The organism is Sulfitobacter sp. 1A12779 (genome assembly GCF_043557315.1).
Lineage (GTDB): Bacteria > Pseudomonadota > Alphaproteobacteria > Rhodobacterales > Rhodobacteraceae > Sulfitobacter > Sulfitobacter faviae.
Map to the genome: position 1 here is coordinate 1 of NZ_JBIFFU010000031.1, position 18,007 is coordinate 18,007.

General features: G+C 54.5%; 16 protein-coding genes and 1 pseudogene. 5 read left to right on the forward strand and 12 right to left on the reverse strand.

Annotated elements, in window-relative coordinates; all coding sequences use genetic code 11:
• Positions 1-71 precede the first annotated feature (71 nt).
• From ACGYLQ_RS18885 to ACGYLQ_RS18895, 3 genes are all read left to right on the forward strand, one after another.
• Complete coding sequence (locus ACGYLQ_RS18885) at positions 72-482, forward strand: GMC oxidoreductase (protein ID WP_394444342.1); 411 nt, start codon at positions 72-74, stop codon at positions 480-482.
• A complete protein-coding gene (locus ACGYLQ_RS18890) occupies positions 479-1,702 on the forward strand; it encodes a c-type cytochrome (RefSeq protein ID WP_394444344.1) in 1,224 nt (407 codons plus the stop codon). Before ACGYLQ_RS18885 ends, ACGYLQ_RS18890 begins: the two co-directional genes overlap by 4 nt.
• A gap of 237 nt (positions 1,703-1,939) precedes the next feature.
• Complete coding sequence (locus ACGYLQ_RS18895) at positions 1,940-2,209, forward strand: hypothetical protein (RefSeq protein WP_394444346.1); 270 nt, start codon at positions 1,940-1,942, stop codon at positions 2,207-2,209.
• Positions 2,210-2,323: 114 nt separating this feature from the next.
• On the opposite strand, the gene ACGYLQ_RS18900 is transcribed toward ACGYLQ_RS18895, so the two are convergent.
• The 7 genes from ACGYLQ_RS18900 to ACGYLQ_RS18930 all read right to left on the reverse strand — a co-directional run bounded on the left by ACGYLQ_RS18900 (position 2,324) and on the right by ACGYLQ_RS18930 (position 9,555).
• Positions 2,324-2,590, reverse strand: a complete 267-nt coding sequence (locus ACGYLQ_RS18900; protein ID WP_394444348.1) for a hypothetical protein — start codon at positions 2,588-2,590, stop codon at positions 2,324-2,326.
• Positions 2,591-2,753: 163 nt separating this feature from the next.
• Positions 2,754-2,996 (reverse strand): hypothetical protein, encoded by a 243-nt coding sequence (locus ACGYLQ_RS18905; protein ID WP_067631356.1) that lies wholly within the window; start codon positions 2,994-2,996, stop codon positions 2,754-2,756.
• A 130-nt stretch (positions 2,997-3,126) separates the two neighbouring features.
• Entirely contained in the window at positions 3,127-3,393 is a 267-nt protein-coding gene (locus ACGYLQ_RS18910; RefSeq protein WP_394444350.1) for a hypothetical protein, read from the reverse strand.
• 24 nt (positions 3,394-3,417) lie between these two features.
• The gene (locus ACGYLQ_RS18915; protein WP_394444352.1) at positions 3,418-4,440 is read right to left on the reverse strand and encodes a sodium:calcium antiporter; all 1,023 of its coding nucleotides are present in this window, start codon (positions 4,438-4,440) and stop codon (positions 3,418-3,420) included.
• Positions 4,441-4,457: 17 nt separating this feature from the next.
• Complete coding sequence (locus ACGYLQ_RS18920; protein WP_394444354.1) at positions 4,458-6,926, reverse strand: NAD-dependent epimerase/dehydratase family protein; 2,469 nt, start codon at positions 6,924-6,926, stop codon at positions 4,458-4,460.
• A gap of 644 nt (positions 6,927-7,570) precedes the next feature.
• Complete coding sequence (locus ACGYLQ_RS18925; RefSeq protein WP_394444355.1) at positions 7,571-8,317, reverse strand: PRC-barrel domain-containing protein; 747 nt, start codon at positions 8,315-8,317, stop codon at positions 7,571-7,573.
• A 467-nt stretch (positions 8,318-8,784) separates the two neighbouring features.
• Positions 8,785-9,555, reverse strand: coding sequence for an endonuclease/exonuclease/phosphatase family protein (locus ACGYLQ_RS18930; protein WP_394444356.1), 771 nt, complete (start codon positions 9,553-9,555; stop codon positions 8,785-8,787).
• Positions 9,556-9,625: 70 nt separating this feature from the next.
• Between ACGYLQ_RS18930 and ACGYLQ_RS18935 the strand changes: the two genes are divergently transcribed.
• Positions 9,626-10,615, forward strand: a complete 990-nt coding sequence (locus ACGYLQ_RS18935) for a lysylphosphatidylglycerol synthase domain-containing protein (protein WP_067937573.1) — start codon at positions 9,626-9,628, stop codon at positions 10,613-10,615.
• Here the strand turns inward: ACGYLQ_RS18935 and ACGYLQ_RS18940 are convergent.
• Positions 10,510-12,051 (reverse strand): phospholipase D-like domain-containing protein, encoded by a 1,542-nt coding sequence (locus ACGYLQ_RS18940; RefSeq protein WP_394444358.1) that lies wholly within the window; start codon positions 12,049-12,051, stop codon positions 10,510-10,512. The genes ACGYLQ_RS18935 and ACGYLQ_RS18940 overlap by 106 nt on opposite strands.
• 487 nt (positions 12,052-12,538) lie before the next feature.
• Between ACGYLQ_RS18940 and ACGYLQ_RS18945 the strand changes: the two are divergent.
• A pseudogene (locus ACGYLQ_RS18945) lies at positions 12,539-12,661 on the forward strand (IS256 family transposase); the annotation flags it as partial.
• Positions 12,662-13,072: 411 nt separating this feature from the next.
• On the opposite strand, the gene ACGYLQ_RS18950 reads toward ACGYLQ_RS18945, so the two are convergent.
• The 4 genes from ACGYLQ_RS18950 to ACGYLQ_RS18965 form a co-directional block, all read right to left on the reverse strand.
• Complete coding sequence (locus ACGYLQ_RS18950; protein WP_394444361.1) at positions 13,073-13,750, reverse strand: glutathione S-transferase N-terminal domain-containing protein; 678 nt, start codon at positions 13,748-13,750, stop codon at positions 13,073-13,075.
• Positions 13,751-13,928: 178 nt separating this feature from the next.
• Positions 13,929-14,435, reverse strand: coding sequence for a superoxide dismutase family protein (locus ACGYLQ_RS18955; protein ID WP_394444362.1), 507 nt, complete (start codon positions 14,433-14,435; stop codon positions 13,929-13,931).
• A gap of 157 nt (positions 14,436-14,592) precedes the next feature.
• Positions 14,593-16,626: a CocE/NonD family hydrolase gene (locus ACGYLQ_RS18960; RefSeq protein ID WP_394444364.1), complete on the reverse strand. Its 2,034-nt coding sequence runs from the start codon at positions 16,624-16,626 to the stop codon at positions 14,593-14,595.
• Between the two features lie 20 nt (positions 16,627-16,646).
• A complete protein-coding gene (locus ACGYLQ_RS18965) occupies positions 16,647-17,978 on the reverse strand; it encodes an acetyl-CoA carboxylase biotin carboxylase subunit family protein (protein ID WP_394444366.1) in 1,332 nt (443 codons plus the stop codon).
• Positions 17,979-18,007 lie beyond the last annotated feature (29 nt).

Here is an 18,007-nt window from a genome sequence, read left to right on the forward strand (position 1 = left end):
ATATTGTAATTAAGGGTACAAAAACGCCCCAAAATGCCCTGAATCCGCAGAATCTGATTAATTAGGGTACAGTGACATATACCGACCGGCATGGCAGGCCGCTTTTGCGCATGACTTATGATTTCACCATCAACGACCGCCGCCTGACCGCCCATATCACCCCCGTGGCCGAAGAGATTGCCCGGGGCATGGGAGGGCGGGAGGTCAACGTGGCCGAGCGCAAGGGGTCCTACGACTCGATGCCCTATCAGACCACCCACAACACAGGCGGCACGATCATGGGGACCGACCCGCAGACCAGCGTCTGCAACCGCTATTGCCAAAGCTGGGATCTGCATAATCTCTTCGTCGCCGGGGCGGGGCTGTTTCCGCAGAACGCGGGCTATAACCCCACCGGCACCGTCGCAGCGCTGGCCTATTGGTCGGTGGCGGCAATCATCGATCAATATATGGCCGATCCCGGTCCGTTGGTACAGGCATGAGACGGCTGGCGTTGATAACCGCCTTCTGCGGCGCAACCGTCGGGCCGGCGCAGGCCCAGGAACTCTCCTCCTCGGAAGTGGAGCGTGGCCGCTATCTGACGCAGGCCGGCGACTGCAAGGCCTGCCACACGGATATCGAGGACGACGGCATCCCCTTCGCCGGGGGGCGGGCGCTGTCGACACCCTTTGGCACGATCTATTCCTCAAACCTTACGCCCGACGATGAAACCGGGCTTGGCCGCTGGTCGCGCGAGGATTTCTATAACGCGTTGAACGAGGGGATCGACGACGAGGGCCGCCACCTCTACCCGGCGATGCCCTATCCCTATTTCACCCTGATGACCCGCGACCAGACCGACGCGATCTTTGCCTATTTGCAATCGCTCGAACCGGTGCATGTGGAAGAAGAGGAAAACGACCTGCCGTTCCCGCTCAGCATCCGCATGTCGGTAAGCGGCTGGAAGCTGTTGTTCTTCGAGGACGAGGAGTTCGTGACCGATCCAGACCGTTCCGAGGAATGGAAACGCGGGCGGTTCCTCGTCGACGGGCCGCTGCATTGTGGCGGCTGCCACACGGGCAAGAACCTGCTCGGCGCCAGCAAGGACGATGAATATCTGCGCGGCGGTACGTTGGAGAACTGGTTCGCGCCCAACATCCGCGGCGGCGAAAACGGCGGCATCGCCCATTGGGACGAAGATGACATCTTCGAATTCCTGAAATACGGCCGCGCCGAGCACACCGCCCCGATGCAGCGCATGGGAGAGGTCGTCTCGATCTCGACCCAGTTCCTCGAAGAGACCGACCTGCGCGCCGTCGCCACCTATCTCAAGAGCCTCGACGATGAACTGCGCGAGCCGGAAGAGGCGCCTGAAACAGCGCGGACGGAGATCGGCGAAGGGCTCTACTTCGACAATTGCGCCGCCTGCCATGCCGCCGATGCCTCGGGCGTGCCCTATTTCTTCGCCCCGCTCAACACATCGAACAAGCTGCACGCTCAGGACCCGTCGACCGCGATCCGTATCATCCTCGGCGGGGCCCAGGCACAGCCAACCGAAACGGTCCCCAGTATGCTCGCGATGCCGCCCTTTGCGTGGAAACTTACCGACGCGCAGATCGCTGACTTGCTAACTTATTTGCGGAATACCGGGGACCGTCGGAGCGGGTCGGTTTCGGCTGAGGCCGTGGCCGAGATGCGCGAATATCTTAATGAGGAACATTAAGGGTTATCTACTTTAGGTTTGACGCTTGGCTTGTTTTTCTCAAGGGTGTCAATGGCCAAACCTTCTTGGCAAAGCGTTGCGCGCGCACGCCCCTCTTCGTGGATTGGAGAAAAATGCATTGCGTGAAGCCTCAATACAACGTCGAGTATGCTGGGCTTTAACAGCCAAGTTGCAGAGGCTCTGGTAAAAGGCGCTCAAATTCGAAACGCCGTTTGCCGAGGTTAGGAAGCGGTCAGATTGGGAGGTTTTAAATTGAAATTAGCAGCGATTTTGGCGCTAGCTGTCTTGCCCTTGCAGGCTATGGCCCAACAGCATCCTGTATATGTCGCCGAATTTAATGGGTTCTATCTGACTATAAGCTTATCGACGCCTGATGAAGCTCCAGATTTCAGTCCTGCCGATAAAAAAGCAGCGGAAGTATGTCAGTCGGTCGGAAAGACTGCCGAACTGCAAAGGCGGGAAGAGGTCAGAGCACATGGGTTCATACTCTATTACCTTTGTCTTTGATAGGCGATTCGTCCAGACCGGGAATCCTCAGCTAACGTCATATGGTCGACCGAAGCGGTGCCTCGCCTTGCAGCGTCCAATCGGCGCGTCTAATTTCCGTCCGCTGTCGGCTCGTCAAGAAATTTCGCGCTGGCATTCGCCTCGCCGCCGCGTTGGCGAAGATTCCGAAGGTCGGCGGCAACGATCTTTGGCTCGTGGATCCTGCGGATCGCCTGGGAACTCGCCGCCGATCCAGATGCCATAAAAACTCGCTCCGGATTGATGGCGAGCCCTGATGCCGCGGTTGTTTTCGATCAAGGCGACGATGTGCTTGAGCGAGCGGTCCTCCAAGTGCTTGCGCGACTTGCGCTCTCTCGTCGTGATACCATATTGCTCGTCCAAACTGAATACATGATGAGATCGTCTCAGTCCTGAGCAAGGTTGGGAAGCGCCGTCGAACACAACCTTCATGATCGCGTGGGACTACTAACAATTTTATCGTGTCTTTTCATGAAACTGCCAAAGCGATTTGCCACCATTTTCCGCAGGTCACGCTAATTTCCATTTACGCAAGTGGACGCTGACGTAGTTCAAGAAGCAGTTCACTGGCTTGTCGGATGAAATCGTGTTTTTCTTTATCGTCTTTTAGGTGTTGGGTCTCTCTAAGGAGCGTTTCAGATTTCCTTTGAAGCACCAATAATTTCTGATGTTCAGCTTCTGAAGCTCTGCTTCGCGCGATTTCACCTGACCGCTCCGTCATTGCTTCTTCCAGCTCATGAGCTTTCTCTTCAAATTGGTTCGGTTCCATTGGTGTCTCCTTGTTTATGTTGTGATGGGTATATGTCTCGCTGTGGCACCCGTCGTATGGAATGTAGATTCCGACATTGACTCTCGGAAATGGCGTGAACCTGGCAGTAAGGAGAAACCTCGCGCCAGATTCACAAGCTATCGTCCGCTTTGGGGTCACCTGGGACGTTTTCTTTTAGGATATCCGAAATCTCGGCCACCAGTTCGGCGCGGGTGCTGTTCGGGCTCTCGTGCTGTTCCGTTTCAAGCCGGGTCAGAACCTGCTTCAGCCAGCCTTTCCGTCCGCTAGCCGAATAGCCTTCATCCGCCAGTACGTCCATAATTTCATTGCGGCTCAAATTTTTTCCGATTTCGGGCAGAAGCACTTCACCGGGCGCTGGCTTTTCGGGGTCGGTCATCTCAGCCTCCTATTTTCTGAAACGTCACCGCAGCGTGAACAGTAACGCGATCCCTCCAATGTAGATAGTCATAACGGCGTAGGAATCGAGTCCGACGCCGAACAGAGCCGGATCGCGCCGCTCGATCAGGCCAATCACATAGACCGCAGTCACCACAATGCCTGTCAGTCCTGCGACGATAGAGAACATTCCAACCTCGTTTAGAACTGCCCCGCCCGGATAGAGTAGATCAACCAAAAATATCACGCCAACGTCGAACAAATTGGTGCCGAAAATGTCCGAAACTGCCATGACGTGACGTCCCAGCTTGACCGCTGTGAGAACGGTGCTGATTTCGGGTAGAGATGTCGAGATCGCGATAAATACCGCACCGAAAAAGCTGTCGCCTAGCCCTGTGCGCTCTGCCAGTGCCTCGCCGCTGGTGGAGAGAAAATATCCCATGACTAGAATTACCAGAGCTACTGCCGCTGTCGCACCCAGCAGTTGCGGGCGTGTGAGATTCTCAGTCGGGTCATCCACGTCGATGTCCGGCGAAAGCGGTTCGCCTATAACTTCCCAACCGGGTTTGTCTTGTGCACGGGCGACCATACGTACGGCATAGACGAAGAGCGCAGCAATGCCCCAGGTCCAAAGGCCTGCCCCAGCGAAGGGGATATCGCCCACGCCGATGCCGGTGATCGTCACAGCAATCAGAATGATGCCCAGCACACCCTGCAGGAGTACGATGGGATCGGGCACGGTGCCAGTTAGTGCGTTGCGACGGATTGCCATGTCGGCCAGAGCGAGCACGGTGACTTGCATTGTGAAACCGCCCAACAAGTTATTGACCGCCAACGCAGCATTGCCGCCAATCGCTGCGGTGCCCGTCACGGCAATTTCGGGTAGCGAGGTGATCCCGCCCAGCAGGACTACCCCCAGCACTGCCTGTCCAACCCCGAATTCACGTGCGATCCCATCGGCATAGCGTGACAGGCGCACCCCGGCGAGCCAGACGGAACCAGCCGCGACACAGAAAACCGCGATTAAAAAAAACGACGGACAGAGCATCAAATGGGACCATAGCGTTATCTAATGAACCGATCCCAAGTGCCATAGGTGCTTCTGATTGGGCCACGAGGAATGCTGAGAGCGATCAGCGCGAATCCGATGAAGGCCGAAAACAACAGGGCACCCCAGCTGGCGCCGACGACCAAAGGTGCAAAAAGCAGGACTATTCCCATCAGCGCGTTCAGAAAACGTCCCAGTCGAGCCACTGGGGCGAGTGCGGCGACGGTCACGGTGATGACCAGCGCGCCCACGACGTGGTTCGTAGCGGCAGTACCGCTGTCCCATCCGTAAACCAGTGGCGACAGCATTAGCACGAGGCCGAGCGCGAGTGATGCCATAAGCGTCCAAGGAAAGGTCATTCCGCCTGAAACCATGTCCTTTATGATCACTTGGGGGCTGCGTTCGAAATCGTCCAGCGGATGGTCATCGGGACCTTCGTCGGTGTCGCCTGTAAAAAACACGAGCAACCAAGGCTGACCTGCCCGGTGACGCCGTCGCAGGAACTGGTAGGTCGCGACCAGTTCGTCAAGCGAATAGGGGATCTGCCAGACCATTGCGGCGGCAGCAATCAGAGCCAGTGTTGAGTAGGTACCGATTACAATAGGCTGGATCACGATGAAAAAGATCGACACTGCGCCGAGCGGCACGATCATGATCCCGAAAAGTACTACGAGCCATGGCATCGTGCGCCACCGCCTCGCTGAGCCTATGGCACCAACGATGATCTCCAATGCATAGGTCAGCGCACCTATACCGGCGTCTGGCACTGGCCAAGCTTCGGAAACGGATGAGGTGATGATCTGTTCGGTTCCGTTCTTCCCTTCCAAGGTGCCGCTAAAAAACGGTTCCCAAACGCCGCCAATGGTTTCGAGTTGATAGGCCGTGAGATAACGGGAGACGAGAAGACCCACGACCGCCAACATGATGACCGGAAGGCGTTGGAACCAATCAGATGGAGAGTAATTCCAGCCCTTGGGAATTGTCGGCCCGGTTTGTGCGGCCACCGGCGAAACCCCCGGCGTCGGCAACAAGCATAGCGCGAAGGCCACGGCGAGCATACCGACGAGGGTGTCATTCAGGTAAGCCGCGCCATTGTCTGTCCAGAAGACTAGCGGCGCGAACATGATCCAACAGCCCAGAACTGCGGCGCCAAACCGTGCCCAAGGCATCTGCCAAGACAGTGATAGCATACCAAAGACAAACAGGAGCAGCCCAGAGATTACGTCGCTAACGATCATACCGGGATCCTGTACGCCCAACAAAGGCGGGGAGGTCAGCAACCACAGGCCAAGGCCCGCGTTGGCCCAGCCGCTCCATAGGTTGGCACGGTGCTGTTCGCGATATTCCGTCTCGTGTTGCACGCGCAACGCTTCAGGATCATCTACCCGTTTGTCTGCCGCTTCAAGCCAGGGCGGCGGCGTGATGCCGTTGGCGCGGTACCAACCCAAAGGATTATCCTTCAGTGCCTTGATCAGCATCGGCAGCCGGTCCATGATGCGTCGCTCCGGTTCCCAGTTCAGCAGGTGGCGCGCCTTCGAGATGTCGAGCGCGTATTGATCGCTTGCCATGTCGATCATGAAAGGACGGATAAAGGGCTTTTCTCCTTGATCAAGAGTATCGGGCACCACCGGCTCGGATTCTGTTTCGAGCCTGGCGCCCAACTTGGCCATCGAGGAAGGCAGGACAAACGTTCTCCAACTCTCCTCGCCATGGATCAACGCCCCGATGCGGTCTTGGAGCGCGTCGTAGCTCACCGTATCTGGCTCACCCGCGAGAATTACCTCCCCGGCTTGCAACTCTTTGCGGCTGTTTACCACGCAAACGAAAAGTTCCAACATGTCATCGAGATGAATAAATGCCTGTCCAGCTTCGGTGTTGCCGGAATATAGATGCGCCTTAAAGGTACGCTCATAGATTCGGGCAATCTGGTGGCTCAACGTGGGCACCGCAGTCTCATCGTCATAAAGTCCGGCCAGATGCAGGAAAACAGTGGGTATATCGCCTGCTTCTTCTCGAATAATCTCTTCAGTGCGGGCCTTCGACTGCGGATAAGCCCAACGGGGTGCCAGCGGCGTATCCTCGGTAATACGTTCACCCGGACGTCCCGCTCGATGGACAAGCATGGTTCCCGAATAGACGAATTGTTCGACCTCGATATCCTGCAAAGCGCGCAGCAAGTTGCGTGTGCCTTCCTCGTTCACCGCTTCGTATTGAGGTCGATCCTCGCCGCTGAAATCGAAATAGGCTGCCAGATGGATGACTGATGCAATAGGTTCGCTAGCGGTTGCCTCGTGCAATCTCTCTATGGCCCGCGCAGTCGATTCCGGATCGGTAATATCGCAGCCAATTAATCCTTCTCGCCCTTCGCAGTTCGCTGGAAGGTCGAGGCCGATAACTCGATGCTTCCGCGCAAGAATCTTGCTAAGTTTACTGCCGATGTTGCCTGCTGCGCCGGTAACAACTACAACTGGTTTGTTCCCTGTCATGCTTCCGAGTTCCCCCTGTTGCGTATTCTATCAACTCCCCACACCACAATATGATCCAGCGAAACACTCCCAGTCACGCAAGCGCCGAGAGAGGAGCGTTGAGGCCTTACTCCGCAGTATCACTCCATCGGCGGGAAACGCCGGGATGAGGAAAATAAGCGCAGGGGTGGACAGAGGCCTGCGGTGGCATGGTGCGATAATTCGAGGCTGGGTTATGGCTTGATAAAATTTGGCCGATTATGCCACTGACACTGCAGTAAAGGCACGACTGCGCGCGGCTTGATTAGTTCACTTGGAACATGCCCGCCATTTGGCGTAAACTTTTCTCCCTCAGGCGTAATCAGATACCGTTACAGCCCTTACGGTTACGCATTCAAACATTCTGGGGTTATGTAGGAAATTTCTGCCACTTTGCCATCCGCAGCTCGGGTGTCGGCAGTGAAAAGATAGGCTGCTCGCCCGACTTCAGCCGCGAGAAATTCACCCTGTTTATCGCTTTCGACGACTTAAATCGATGCCGCATCCTGAGCGGCGGCAGGGGCTGGGATAACGCTGGAGCGGCGATGAAGAGTGTATGCATGGAAGCCTAACTTTCGGCCTATGACTGAAATAGCCCGCTCGTCAGAAACGAGCGGGCTGATGGATTATCGCTGAAGTGAGTTGTCGAAGCGATTATAGTCGAGACGCTCGGCGTCGCGGACATCATCTTCGGTATAGGGCATGTCGTAGTTGGGGCTGCCAGCATTCCAGCCGGAATCATAACCATAGTAAGGATAAGCCCGATATCCTGGTCCATATTCGGACCGAGGTTGAACAACCACGGCAGCGACCTGATTGTCGCGCAGAATCAGGTCGCTGACATATCCGTAATCGTTATAGCCATCATCATTCTGAAGCCGAGCATAGTCCCCAATCAATTCAGAGGCTCGCCACGCGCGTGGGATAGGCTCATCATCTACACCTTCGACGATGTCGGAGTCGACTGCACCGTTCTGAATGGGTTCGTCGTTCCAGAAGCCGTAATCGCCAACGGTATCTTCCGTAATCGGAACCACGATCTGGCCATTCGACATGTCCACTCTGTTGAGGGGAATGCTGACATGGGTATCACCGATATCCCAGAAGCCACCGACTTCCGCAACGATAGAACGAACCTGCCCATCCGAACCCATGAGGATATCTTCTACGTCGCCGATCTCGTCACCGGTTTGTCCGTACACTTCCCTGTCGATTAGGTCTCGGGCACTTACACCGTTTGTATAGAGGTCATCGTAACGCCAGTCGTCAAGCGCAACGACCTGCGCGTTCTCAAGAGCGTTCTGCTGAGCCAAGAGCGGCTCTGCCAATACTAATGCTGTAACCGTCAAAATCGTTGAATTCTTCCATGTCATGTCATTACTCCTTTGCCGCATTGCAGTTGTCGCAGGCTGAGAACCCGACTGAGAAGCTCTTGCCAGTGGAGGCGCAATGCATTGATGCCACAGGCTGACCTGCATTGTTACTACAGACAAACGAGATGAGGCTGTATCAAGTTCCGCCACTCTATCGGCATTTCAGGTTAAAAGCGGGCTCGAGAAACTTTGGCGAAAACCAGCGGGTCGAAAGCGTGTCGCGCATGAGTTAAACTTGATAATAGCGTGAATCGTTCCTTTTCGGTAAGGTTGTTCACTGACCAGAGGATTCATGAAGCAGCATTGCCAAGTTGTTCGGTAGGGCAGACCAGATTATTCCAACAAAGTGAGTATTCCAAAATGTGTCGCGCCTCCACGCTGCAGTCGAAAGAAGTCTCTAGATGGATGACGGAAGTGACATGGTGGCTGCCAATGGTGTCAGGCGCCTTGGCCATAATTTTGTTGCGCTACGGGCAGTTTCCCAAGCTGAGATCAGCGATAACTGGAAGATGGTCGGAAGCGAGCCGAGCCGTATGATCTGTCTGACTGCGCTGCAGTATCGACTTCGGGCGGCAATATATGCGGTCCAGCGGGAAAATGGGCCGACATGCAGGGAACGTCTTCATGTGGCTGTGTCCCGGGAATTGTCTGTCCAATATCCGCCGCACTGCACCTCCGGCAATCCAATCGTTCAGATCGCCCATGAGCACCGAACATTTATCACTCTTCCGAACGATCTGGACAAGCTTTTCGGCTTGTTGGCGTCTTTCACGAAAACTCAAACCAAGATGTGCTGCCACAACGTGCAGAGAGCCATGGGGTGTATCCACCACTGTTTCGATCGCCGCGCGCGGCTCGCGCCGCTTGTAGGAAATGTCATGATAGCGCGCCGTTGCCATCGGCCAGCAACTTATTACCGCATGGCCATAGTCGCCGTCCGGGGCGCGGATCAGACGGGTTGCATGGCTGTTGCCGCCAAGTTCTTTGTTTAGGAAATCAAACGCATCAGGTGTGGACGATGTTCCGCGACGCGAATCAATTTCCTGCAGCGCAATGATTTGGGGCTGATGGCTTTGAACCAAATCCACCACGCGTCGCAGGTCGCGGCTACGGTCCGGGCCTATGCCACCATGAATGTTCCATGTCATGACGCGGATGGTTGGTGAGAGAGCATTATCCATAAGCTTGTTTACCCCCGACGTTTCCGCCAACAGGACGCGTGGGTCGGACCCAGCCATGATGCTTTTTGTGGATCGAATACTGCACGTGGGGTGTTAAGTTTCCATATAGCGAAAAGGAAATCCTCATTTGACAGCCAACGACCGCCCTGAAAAACAAGACTGGAAACCAGCGTACAAAAGACGCCGTTGGCTTGGCTATATTATCGCCGCCGTCGTAGCGACGCTGGCGCTTTACCTGCTCTATCGGACATTGTCCCGGTACGATTGGCTTGACCTCGTCGATGCAGTGACCGCGGTTTCTTGGGCACGGTTGTTTGCCGCCTTGGGCTTTTCGGTGCTGAGCTACCTTGCTTTGACCAGTTTTGACTGGCTGGCGCTGCAATATGTCGGTTGTCCATTGGACTACCGCAAAGTTGCCATCGCGTCTTTTGCAAGTTTGTCGATCGGCCATTCGTTGGGGTTGGCAGCGTTGTCCAGCGGGGCGATCCGCTATCGCTATTATACCCGATGGGGGCTTGATCGTGCTGATGTCGCACAACTGATCGTTTTCTGTGGAGCGACAGTTGGACTCGGGCTTGCCGCCCTCGGGGGCATAGCGCTGCTCGTAGCGCCCGAAATTGCGATAAACGCCTTGGGACTTAGCCCAGGTGTTGTCATGTTGATGGCTCTGGTTACGCTCGCTTGTCCAGTTCTGTATCTCGGGGTGGCAGCTTTCGCGACGGGGGCAATCCACATTCGTGGGCACAAACTCGCGATGCCAAAGCTCTGGTTGGCCGTGGCGCAGTGTGTAATCGGACCTCTGAATTTCGTCTTCGTTGCTGCCGCGCTGCATCAGACTGTTCTTTCCGTCGCCGAAATCAGTTACTTTCCTGTGGTCGCCGCCTACGTCAGTGCGAATGTCGCCACAATCGTTAGCCATGTGCCGGGCGGACTTGGCGTGATTGAGGCTGTGTTGACCTACTTGCTGCCGGGACAGGCTCTGATTGGCGCAATTCTCGTGTTCCGCTTTGTCTATTTTCTTATCCCTCTTTGTGCTGGGCTATTGGTCTTAGGGGTTTCCGAGTTGTTTTTTTCGCGTACTGGGTCACGGCGGGTCACTCGGGACCATAACCTGTGAAGCGCGTTGAGAAATGGAAGAGGCCGTTCGGGATCAAGTAGAAAGGTGCCGGGAAACGACCGTGTCTTCCCCGGGACTACGTTGACAGGCTGCAGGCTTTTGCCTTCGCACAGCAGCCCGTCAATTATCTTACGCAGGTTTCTTTTGTGCGCCGCCGATTGCTGCAGTTCCTCGCGTTTAACGCCCAGATGTTCCCCTAACAGCGTGTCACGCACACGATGGATTGTATCGCGAGCTTGCTGCGTCTGCGCGATTACTGTCACATCACATTCGGTGTCCAACCCCACCGAGCGGTTGTTGAGATTCGCCGACCCAATGCGCAGAAAACGGTCGTCTATGATCATTACCTTGGAATGAACAAGCAGCCGGTGCTTTTCGTCATTGTCCGTTACGGGGCAATAGACGTGAAGGCGATTGTGCCGGTCGACGGCTTTCAGTCGACGCAGCAGCCGCTCCCTGTTCGCCCCCATGATGAAGCGCTCCAGGATGCCGTTGGCGATAAGCGTGCAAATGACCACGATTTCTGGACCCTCCGGCTGCGCAAGCAACCGCTTGAGCTTTCTGCCCATGCGCCGTCCAGTGAAATACTGCGCCTCAATATAGATCGTCTCGCGTGCCGCCTCCAACAGATCGTCGGTTAGCTGCGCCGCCTCTTCAATGCCACGCTGAGTGACTAAGTTGGGTTTTGTCTGGGAAACCGCAACACTGATATTTTCAAAGTCAGGTTTCACCGCGCGAGGCCAAAGGTCTACAGTTGCCTGGACTGACAACGCTTCCCCTGTTGCATCGTACCATCGGGAATACGCGATAGTACAAAGATCACTCACTACTGGCCCGTCCAGAACCATTTGGACATCATGAACCGGTTCATAGGGTGTCCCGTCAGTATCCTTTCGCAGCGGCTCGTCTGACTTATGTCCAGGCTTGTCCCAGCGTGCAACCGTCAGATCCATTCCACCGACAAAAACCACAGCGTCATCAACGATAACAATCTTCTGATGATGAGATGCATAAATGGGATGATGAGTGTCAAGATGCAGGTGGATACGCTCATGGTTTGCCCAACCGGATCCGACAAGGAGCGGCGTAGCTGCACTTGGCGTATGAACAGTCGCCAAACTCCAGATTAGAACCCGAACATGGAGGTCCGCACGCTTTTCGACCAGATCGCGCAGCAGATCCCCCAGTACGGGCGCATTAGGCCCGTCCTGTGGACGAAGACGAATACTCGCGTCAAAATCCCAGCCGATAATTGTAATGGATCGTTCAGCCGTTCTTAGGACGGCGTCCAAAGCTGCGAAATAAGATTCACCATCAATCAGTACAGTCGCACGGTTTGCCATTGATATAGCAGAGCAGTTGCGGCCAGCTGAGAGAACCGGCTGCGCGTCCGCCGCGGTCGGGTTTACTAGGTCATGCGTTCGCTGCCTGTTCATCTCACCTACCTTATCGAAAGTGAATGCATCTGTCGGAACGTTGCCCGCATTGTCGGCCGAGGATTGTGGCAATTCTGTTCATGAACTTCGCTTTGCAAGCTATTGTCTTACATAGAACTATTCCCGCGCGAAAAATGTTCCACCATAGCCCGTTAGCGCGCCCATCAGATTCCTTCTGGCTAAGCTTTGTGGAAGAACTCGGTTTTTGGCGGGCTGAAAGTGGCCGTTTTTGATGACGCCGTTGGCCATTTTGATCAGCCTTCGTCCGATTGCTAAGATTGTGAGTATGGTATTTTGGTTTGATTGATATTCGAATACATAAACGGGTTATACAATCCGCGCCGCCGTAGTTTAACATAGGAATAGAAAAGCCCTGTCGTTTTCGAACGGAAGGCGACTTAAACGAGCACTAGGAGCGGCACGAAACCAGGACGGGACCAATCTGGAGCGTCAGAACAAGGAAAATTAAACTTCGGGCTAATGTCCTGGCTGTTTTGCAAACCAGGCCGCGTTCACACGGTTGGTGGGCGCTCTGATGTTAGAGCAGAATAATGAGTGGGCAATCATACGGCGCTACATGATACTAGAAAAAGACGCCACTATTTGCGACACTCTCCCCATGGACCCGGCTGCAATCGCCGCTCTGAAACTGCGGTCGAGCCGAAGCGGAAGAGCAAAATTACACCATTCGGTCGAACATTATCAGAACTGCAAGGCATGTTGGACAGATAACAAGGCTTCAAATGGGATTATGGGCGGTAGTGGCCATTATCGCTCTTGGCGCAACGGTAGTCGTCGTTTGCGGGTAAGTGCGGCGAACAAAATGCTGCATTTTCGGCGGTGGCCGAGTTGGGGTTCTCAGAACATGATATGGTCCTCTACCCAGCGACGCACGAAATTGCAAAAACCTTCTCGTTGTGAAAACCGCGCATCAGATACAGCTTGCTGAGATCAGGATGAGCCGATCTTCTTCTATGCTGCGGCGGGCGTATTCTTTAAGGTATGGGCTTGGGTCCGCTGATTAGCCTTGAACGACTTCTCTTAACGATTTTTCAATCTCTCCGCCGCACCATACGTTGCCGAAGCGCTCCCGGCTTTCCTCAGCCTGCGCAAAAAGCGCGCCCTGGGACCGGGCCTGTTCCACAAGCGTGGCAACATTCGGTGCCTCCGTGCTAAGAAGTGCGCGAAGCTGGGGTAACCGCTCGGTCATCGTTCCCCAGAGAGTAGCGGTTGCGATATAACCGAGCTCGTTCTGGTTTACAGCAAGAAGATCCTGCACGACCACTGCCTCCCAGATCCTCATCCAGCGACGTAAGCGAGGACGAAAGTGTGTCCAAGACTCTGTCGTCCACATCGTCTTGCCGCCATTGAGCGTCATCTCGTCCAAGACGTCATTGGCATCGTTTATAACCTTTAGCGCGAGCGCTTTCTGATGCGGCGCGCTTGGAGTCAAGTTGAATTGCTCGGCCAACCAAAGGCAGATCGCAGGCATTTCAGCGATCCCTTTGCCAGATGCATTGTCTACCAACAATGGCGGTGCCATGTGCGGGACGGGCTGATCGCTAGGGTCCATATCCATCATCGCAATGACCGCGTCGCTATCAGGCTCGTCAACTGTTGCGCCAGCATGGGCGAGAAGCGCACGGACGAATTCACCGCGAAACGGCACAGGCCAGTAATAGAGGGTGAAGTTTGACATATTTAGCAGTTCCTTTTGATGAACGTGCGAATGGAATTCTGTTCAGCTAACCATTCAGAAAAATGGTCCGTTCAAACTTCGATCAAGTTACCGTACATACAGGTGTCACAAACAAGTGCTCATTGCTCATTGTTCATGGTGTGGCGTCTGAACCAACTCGTCTGACATGTTCTCCAGCTTACTGGGTGCGTTCAGTGAGTTCTCCGCAAGCGATCCGGTCTCCTGCATCACCAGCCGGCTGACTTTCGTAATCATCCAAGCCTTGGTGCATAACGAAGGCAGAGCCATCTGAGTCTAATAGGTCCTTCTGCACGGATAAGAATGGCATAAAAACTTCTATTTCGCCAACTCCATTGGATTTTACGGTTAAGTTTGGCATGTCACCAGGGTGCGGGCCGCCGTCAACCATCACACCATGTTTGCGATCACCTGCAACATGCCCGCCAGCGGATTTAAAGTCCTCTGAGGAACAATCGCCAGTTTCATGTAGGTGAATGCCATGCACGCCTTCGGGCAAGCTGTTTAAAGTGAGCGTCGCCAAGGCCATGCCAGAGGGCAGGTCTTGTATGATTACGGCACCAAGCCTCTTGCCATCGCGATCATGTACAGTTGCAGTGACCTCCGCAGCGGCCACAGCTGCAGCTGACAAGCTAAGAGAGATTGCAGTTCCGATAAAAACTTTCATGGTTTCCTCCTTTTATTTAGCCAACGAGAACCGGCACACTAGTGATTTATCTATGTACGTTCAGCCTTTCCCGGGTATTCGTTCTTCTCTGTCAAGGTGTAGACTTTAGAAACTCGTTTAAGGTTTTTGTTCGCATCTACCCCGCTTGAAACGACCATCAAACCATGTCCCGAGGGATCGTTTCGTTCCAGCTTTGACATCGCACCCGCGCCCCATTTTCCCAAGCGTCTAACTCGGCCGTAAGATAGAAATTTTCTTGGTCTGAAGTCAGGCAAGTGCGGGTGCGTGTTTCGATCAGCCATCCGTCGCGTTGCAGGGTCCGATACCATTCGGTTTCGCCAGTAGCAGACGTGAAATCTCCCGGTCTTGCACCATAGATTTCTACCGCCCGCGCCCCGACCGTTAGGTCAATTCGGTCCAGTCGCATCTTTCCTCGGTCGTCGGTGACGCGTAACTCCGTCCATTGTCGCCCTAGATCCTGATGGATGACCCATTCGTGCGCGGGTGGTGCCAATGAGGTTACCGAAGGAGCCGGTGATTGGACCGGCGCTCCGAATTCCAGCGCTTCATCGCTGACTTTGGGAGTACGACAGGGCAGTGTCAGCATGCTTTTCTCTGTGCGGATCGTCAAGCGCACAGAGGCGGGCGGAGTCCATGCCAAGGGCCAGTAAACGGTCGAGATCGACAGACGTACACGGTGACCTTTAGGTATCTTCTGCGCAACGTAGCACATTGGTACTCGGACTCGATAAAAGCATCCCGGTTTCAACTCTTCAGGATGTTCACGGCTGTCACGGTGGGTTAGATTTAACATTCCATATGTGATGCGGGTTACTTGATGATCAGGCCGCATGTCGGACAGCCTCACCGCGACCATGGCTACGGGACAATCACTGGCCAGCTCCAATTCGACCTCTGGCGCCCCCAAAATATACATATCTTCTGTTAATGGATCGGACTGGAAAACCAACGCACCACCGTCGTCTGCGCGCTGATCGCTTGCCAGATCGGGACCATTGGCATAGGAACACCACTTGCCGGAATGTAGGCCCAAAGTCACCGGCGACTGCACATCCAGGTTAACTTCTTCTTCCTTCTGCGATGGTATTTTCTTTTCGGGACGCAGTTTTCGTCCTTCAGCGATCGTAAATCGTTCGAATGTGATATCTGGCGCGGGCCAAATGGTTTCTCCAACCCAGTGGCCCGGGCGATGATCGTATTCCGGATTAGGCGGAGCGCTATCCAGCATCCACGCAGTGATCATCGGGTCGTTCTCCACGCCGGTGTCTTTGCCCTTGAGCCAGCGGTCCCACCAACGCAACAACTCGGATAGAAAATCAATAGCCGGGCCCGGACGGCCGAAATGTGGATAGATATGGCCCCACGGGCCAACCATCCCCTTGCGGGGAACGTCAAGGTTTTCCATGAGTCGGAAAACAGAGTTGGTATAGCCGTCCGCCCAGCCACTAACCGCAAAGACCGGTACCTTGATGGCGGAATAGTCCTCACGCACAGAGCCATGTCGCCAATAGGCATCGCGCCGTTGGTGTTGCAGCCAATTCTTCAGCCATAGGTCGGAGTTATCTAAACGTTCCAGCCACATGTCGCGCCAGCGACTGCCGACCAGCGCAGGGTCCGGGGGCATGGTGTTATAGGAGAACATTACCGACGCCCATGATAGGTTGTCGCCCAGCAAACAGCCGCCCATGTGGTGGATATCATCCGAATAACGATCATCAGTTGAAGACATCGTAACGATGGCCTTTAGTGATTCCGGCTGCATCGCGGCAATCTGCAAGGCGTTAAAGCCGCCCCATGAGATTCCCATCATACCAATATTACCATCGCACCAAGGTTGATCGGCGATCCAATGCAGTGCGGCAACGCCGTCGTCCAACTCGCTTTGCAAATACTCATCCCTCAGCACACCTTCACTTTCACCGCTGCCGCGAATGTCCAACCGGATACAGGCATAGCCGTGTCCAGCTAGATATGGATGGGTGTGTTCATCGCGAATAGCCGTGCCAAACCTTTTACGGTAGGGGATGTATTCTAGGATAGCCGGTACTGGGACGTTCTCCGAATTTTTGGGCCGCCAAATTCGAGCGGCTAGTCGGATCCCATCGGTTGAGGGAATGAACACATTTTCTTCTTCGATCACCTCGTTCGGAAATGTGCTTATCGTTTTCATCAATGCCTCCTGTTCGCGGCTTAGTCCGTGTCGTCCATTGGCTTAATCAGGAACACCAGCGAGTCCCGGCAACGTCTATATGCATCCTCAATGAACTCGGCGCTCTCGCCCCCCAGAAAGACATCCATTAACTCGAACGAATAGCTGTCCTGATCGACTAGTTCAGAGAGGTTCTGACCCTCATTAACCAACAATTGTACTTTCAGGTTGGGCATCAATGCGCAGAGCTTGTCGATCTCTTCTTGGCACGGGACAGTGTGAACAACACCATTTGCTTCGTGGCTACGGACCATAAACTTGGCGGCCATAGGGCTAGTGCCCTTACGTTTAGGTCTGTCGGGCGTCTGCCCGAGCGCCAACTCAATGATTTGTTTGTGATGGGAGCAGCCATCGACGATTTCAAAAAGCGGAGCATGGGATTTTGAAAGCCGGGTGTTGATTTCCAGCAGGTTTAATGCACCGGTTTCGGGATCATGGAAAAACTCCACATTGAAAGGACCGTTGTCGAATCCCACCTGCGTGAGCACCTTGGTCACTTGTTGTTGCGCTGCTTCAACCACTTCCCCGGGCAACTCGGCGGGGTAGTAATAGCTTGATAAACTAGACATGTGGCGCCCGGACCGCCTGCTTTCGATGGCCCCGTAGATCGTTGTTTCGCCTTTGTGCCTATAGCCCTCGAGGGTGAAAAGCTGATCTTCCGAGATCAATTCTTCAGCAACAGCGTAATTACCATCAATTTTGTCTGTGGGAAGTTCTGCCGGATCAAGGTGCTTGAGAAAGGCGTTGAACGGTTCACCGTACCTATGAATGGCCCTGCGGCAAGCGCTGAGTGCTTGGGTTAGTTCCGAAGCTTCACGTACGCGATACCCAAGCATGGATGAATGACCCTTCACCGGCTTTAGCCAGAATGGAAACGGGAGCGGCGGCTTTCGCATGATATCTGGATCGAAAGGATTGATGGCAACCACGCGAGGCGTGTGATCTGGCAGAGCATCCTGCTGATATTGACGCATCCAGTATTTATGCTCGCAGCGTGCCACTGCTTCGGGCGATGCGGCAATCAATCCATGGTCACGGCACAGAAGACTCACCAATGCGGAGACGGGGAAATCAAGATGGCCAATTATAGCGTCCGGCGGGCGATCGAAACCGCTGATGATTGCCCGGGCTTCATTCAGCAAGGTGTCAAAATCGAAGGTACCGTTAGGTTGAACATCGGTACGGTGCAGAACCTGTTCCAACTGCCAGTCTTTTGCCTCAGGTATTCGACCAATCATTTCCTGATGAAAAGCGTCGGAGCCTACAATGCAAACAAGCTTCTTCGCGGTCTGGTTTCTCGTTGCACTCGCCATGATCGACGCCCTCTTTCGCACCTCCACAT